Genomic DNA, 4,537 nt, shown 5'->3' with positions numbered 1-4,537 from the left:
ACCAAAATACTCATCGCTTTAAACACTCAAAAAGAGAGAACCGGAACGATTCTCTCTAGATGTTAATGATAAGTCACCCACTACAGTTGACGAAGAGCCGCTTTTTCAAATACTTTTAGCGAACTTTTGAACGATCAGATTCACAAATACACTATAATCTTGTGATATCTTATTTTTCAAAAATAGATTTCGGCAACTCTACTCTCATGGTGACATTGGGGTTTACAAGCTGGCTGGCAACCACATCGCCTGCTAGCGATAGCAACATACCAGCTTGGTTAAAGGTCAGATCTGACTGCGATCGGATAAAGCTGTTCATATTGTCCAAGGCTAGTTTCGTCGCATCTTCCATCGTCTGGCGAGAGGCAATCGTGATCCACTTGTCCTTGGTCTCAACCATTGGCAGAGGGTGATCACAATTTTTAAGCACTTCGACAGTGACCTCGATGACCGCTGGAATCTCTAAACCAGATCCCATGATTTCGCCATCTCCCATGGTCGCATGGACGTCTCCCATAGCTAGAAGAGCGCCTTCTGTATTGACTGGTAAATAAAGGATGGAACCTTCTGTAATAACCGTCGTATCCATATTACCACCATGATCATGCGGCGTTCCGGTATTGACTGGTTCACCAGCTGGAGCTGTTCCAATGACGCCAATCATTTTTCTTAGGGGTAATCCTAAACCTTTGTATAGAACCTTATCATTGGTAACTTGGCAGATAAGAGTTTCTTCCTCGGTCACTTCATTGGCAAATTGTCCAAAACCTGGCGAGGCAATGACGACGCCCTGTTCTTCGATTGCAATAGAATGAATTGTTACTTTTAGCGTATCACCCGCTTGCGCCCCTTCAATAAATAAGGGCCCTGTTGCTGGGTTCACTTGATCCATGTCAATATGGCTAACCACATCTTTTTCTGATGTTACCGTATTTGAGAAACAATCCAAGGTTTCAAAAGTAACACGATCTCCACTCTTGGCTCTTGCAACTGGCTGATTAGTCTTATCCATCGCGAAAAGGATGGTATCTGTCGTTATTCTTGTCATTTTAGTCTCCTTTGCTAAAAAAGGTTGGGACAAAAGTCCAAACCTCTCTATTCATTTTCTATTGTCAAGCAAAACGCAGTGGTTGAGTTGGCTCTAATTCGCTCATGTCATCAACTTTTATAGTTCTACTAAACTTTACGGAGGTGGGAGAGAAACGGTCTAGAAATAGACCGTTTTAGCCCAAACATAGAAATGAAAGCATGAGGGGAATCGCATTCTGACGAATGACCGATTATTGTCCCACTCTCATATTCTTATGATTTTAGACCACACCTTGCGCTGACATGGCTTCTGCTACTTTAAGGAATCCAGCGATGTTAGCTCCTACGACCAAATCGCCTTCAGCATCAAATTCTTTGGCAGCGTCAGCAGCACTCTCAAAGATATCTTTCATGATATCTTTGAGTTTGTTGTCCACTTCTTCAAATGACCATGGCAAACGTTGGCTATTTTGAGCCATTTCCAATGCAGAAACAGCTACACCACCTGCGTTGGCCGCCTTAGCTGGTCCAAATAATACACCGGCTTCGTGGAAAACGTCAATCGCTTTAAGCGTTGAAGGCATATTCGCTCCCTCAGTCACTGCTACAACACCATTATCCACCAAAGCTTTGGCATCTTCTTCATTAAGTTCATTTTGCGTTGCACATGGGAAGGCCAAATCAGCTTTAATGGTCCAAATGGAATCACCACCAACTGGTGTAAAGACAGCGTCTGAATGACTGTCTACATATTCACTAATACGGCCACGCTTAACTTCTTTTAACTCTTTAAGTGTTTCAAGATTGATACCGGCTTCGTGGTAAACATAACCAGATGAATCTGATACAGCAACGACCTTAGCACCTAACTCGTGTAATTTTTCAGTCGCATAAATGGCAACGTTTCCTGAGCCAGACACAATAGCTGTCTTACCTTGGAAATCATCTCCACATGATTTGAGCATTTGTTCAGCAAAGTAAACTGCACCATAACCAGTAGCCTCTGTACGCGCAAGTGACCCACCATAAGTAAGCCCTTTACCTGTCAGAACACCATTCTCATAACCATTGAGACGTTTGTACTGACCAAACATATAGCCAATTTCACGACCACCTACTCCGATATCGCCTGCAGGAACATCAGTATCTGGACCGATGTGTTTTTGTAATTCTGTCATAAAGCTTTGTGTAAAGCGCATGACTTCAAGATCAGATTTGCCTTTAGGATTAAAGTTTGATCCTCCTTTACCACCACCAATTGGTTGACCAGTCAATGAATTTTTAAAGATTTGTTCAAAACCAAGGAATTTAACGATGGATTGGTTAACAGATGGGTGGAAGCGAAGACCACCTTTATAAGGACCAATAGCAGATGAAAACTGCACACGGTAGCCACGGTTAACTTGCACTTGACCTTTGTCGTCAACCCATGGTACGCGGAAAGAAACGATACGTTCCGGCTCTACCAAGCGTTCTAAAAGGTTTTCTTCAACATATTTTGGATATTTGTCGAAAACAGGAACAAGAGATTGAAAGACTTCTTCAACTGCTTGTAAAAATTCTTCTTCATGAGCATTTTGCTCTTTTACTTTTTCAAAAACACTAGCAACATATTCTTTTCCTGATACCATAGATGTTTCCTTTCATGACTTAAAATTTTTGCTTACCAAAGTAGTATAAATTTTCAGAATATTTATGTCAAGTTTTTTCTTAGTTTTTTGATTATTTTTCAGATTTTATGTCAGAAAAAATGGCATTATCAATAAGGGCACCTCTAAAAACTCCCTAAATTTCCCAAAAATAAGATAATAGAATCAAAAGTAATGAGGAGAGCTGTCATGCATTTACTCACAGACGATGAAAAACTCTTGTCAAAACTATCAGAGAAAGGTAATCCCTTAGAACGTTTGGATGCCATTATGGATTGGACTATTTTTCTTCCTTTGTTATCAGAGTTATTCAGTCGTGGCGGTCGTCCTCACCTAGACTATCTCATGATGTTCAAAGTGCTCTTGCTTCAACGTCTCCATAACCTATCTGACGAGCTTTTGAAACCCGAGCCTAGAAATCAGGAATCCAAGGGTAGCAAAGTTAATTTACAAGACTATCTGATTAAAAACCGCCGACCATTAGACAATCTCAGTAGTTAATGGTCAGCGGTTCTTATGTTGTCAATATGATAACTCTATTTTTTTAAGCGAATAACTTCAATCTTGTAGCCATCTGGATCTTTGACAAAGTAATAATGTGGGTCTTGTCCTGGTAATCCTTTTAGGTCTGTGACTTCAAAGCCAGATGCCTTGTGTTGGTCATGGGTTTCTTCAAGATTTTCCACACCAACAGCCAAATGTCCATAACCATCACCAATCTCATAAGGACCATGGTCATAATTATAGGTCAATTCAATCTCAAATGATTCATCTGGTGTTTTCAAGAAAACAAGCGTAAACTTATGTTCTGGAAAGTCTTTACGACGCACTTCTTCTAGTGGAAAAGCCGTCGTGTAAAACCCAATAGACGCATCCAAGTCTTGCACTCGGATACAAGTATGCAACATTTTCATCAAAATATCCTCCTAACTCTATCCTAACGATTATACCTCGATTTTGCAAGCATTTACATTTTTAGATAAAGGAAGCTCGACCGTAGATTTTTGACAATTTGACCTTTATTGACTATAATACTGCAAACAAAGGAGTTTTCTATGAAAATCATAACACTAATCCCTAGCCTCTTTTCACTCTTACTAGACTTCTACCTCTTTTACCAACCCCTCTCAGCCATTGCCTCCATCGGCTGGCTACTGGCTCTCATGATTTTTGTCTGGGGAATCCAAAGCCTGCTCACCTATTTCCGCAGTAACCAGTCCAGACGAAACATCTGGCAGCTCCTTCAAGCAGTTGTGACAGTCGTATTTGGTTTCATCCTACTCGGTAGTTCAGCCTTCTCTCTTAGCCGTCTCGTCATCACTATCATCGCCTACTGGGTTCTGGTCGTCGGCATCCTTCGCTTGATATCTGCTTATCAGCTCCAACAGACAGGCATAGGCCAAGCAACACTCCTGTCAGGACTAAGTTTCCTAATTTTAGGTCTTCTGCTTCTCGCTAGTCCGATCTTCACCTCTGTTTTTATTAGAAAATTCTTATCTCTTATTTTTCTTCTGCTTGGTTTTTCCGGACTTTTAGTCAGTCTACGATTGTAAACAAAACTTATGACATAGTCTTTTTAACTAACTTCGACTTGCTCTACTCCACGAGCAAAATTTCTCTTATCTACAGCCTCAAACAGTTCATTAAAAGATAAAAGCCTAGGACCCCTATAAGGATCTTAGGCTTTATTAGATTATACAGAATGTCTTAATACATAGAAGACTCGTGGTGCTAGTTGATTTTCAACGACAATAAAAAGCCCAAAAGGACTATACTGTAAGTGATAAAACAAACAAGAGGTAGTCCTAATGAGCCACTTACAGTATACCGCTAAATCCCATCATTTACAATGGAATATC

General features: G+C 40.6%; 4 protein-coding genes and 1 pseudogene. 2 read left to right on the top strand and 3 right to left on the bottom strand.

The genetic code is table 11. The features are described 5' to 3' along the window. Positions 1-169: 169 nt before the first annotated feature. Complete coding sequence (locus ACMZ6U_RS09485; protein WP_416108208.1) at positions 170-1,048, bottom strand: acetamidase/formamidase family protein; 879 nt, start codon at positions 1,046-1,048, stop codon at positions 170-172. Positions 1,049-1,310: 262 nt separating this feature from the next. Then, entirely contained in the window at positions 1,311-2,660 is a 1,350-nt protein-coding gene (gene gdhA / locus ACMZ6U_RS09480) for an NADP-specific glutamate dehydrogenase (protein WP_416108207.1), read from the bottom strand. A gap of 207 nt (positions 2,661-2,867) precedes the next feature. Between gdhA and ACMZ6U_RS09475 the strand changes: the two are divergent. Beyond that, positions 2,868-3,083 (top strand): annotated as a pseudogene (locus ACMZ6U_RS09475) (transposase); the annotation flags it as partial. Positions 3,084-3,214: 131 nt separating this feature from the next. Here the strand turns inward: ACMZ6U_RS09475 and ACMZ6U_RS09470 are convergent. After that, positions 3,215-3,592, bottom strand: coding sequence for a VOC family protein (locus ACMZ6U_RS09470; RefSeq protein ID WP_416108206.1), 378 nt, complete (start codon positions 3,590-3,592; stop codon positions 3,215-3,217). Between the two features lie 141 nt (positions 3,593-3,733). Between ACMZ6U_RS09470 and ACMZ6U_RS09465 the strand changes: the two genes are divergently transcribed. Then, the gene (locus tag ACMZ6U_RS09465) at positions 3,734-4,231 is read left to right on the top strand and encodes a DUF308 domain-containing protein (RefSeq protein ID WP_416108205.1); all 498 of its coding nucleotides are present in this window, start codon (positions 3,734-3,736) and stop codon (positions 4,229-4,231) included. Positions 4,232-4,537 lie beyond the last annotated feature (306 nt).

It is taken from the genome of Streptococcus pluranimalium (genome assembly GCF_047785745.1).
Classification (GTDB): domain Bacteria; phylum Bacillota; class Bacilli; order Lactobacillales; family Streptococcaceae; genus Streptococcus; species Streptococcus pluranimalium_B.
Note: the sequence above shows the minus strand (reverse complement) of the source record. Positions and strands in the feature narration are given on the sequence as shown.

Bases quoted from the DNA above. Each gene is read 5' to 3' on its own strand.
- ACMZ6U_RS09485 (WP_416108208.1), bottom strand. From the start codon at position 1,048: ATGACAAGAATAACGACAGATACCATCCTTTTCGCGATGGATAAGACT.
- gdhA (WP_416108207.1), bottom strand. From the start codon at position 2,660: ATGGTATCAGGAAAAGAATATGTTGCTAGTGTTTTTGAAAAAGTAAAA.
- ACMZ6U_RS09470 (WP_416108206.1), bottom strand. From the start codon at position 3,592: ATGAAAATGTTGCATACTTGTATCCGAGTGCAAGACTTGGATGCGTCT.
- ACMZ6U_RS09465 (WP_416108205.1), top strand. From the start codon at position 3,734: ATGAAAATCATAACACTAATCCCTAGCCTCTTTTCACTCTTACTAGAC.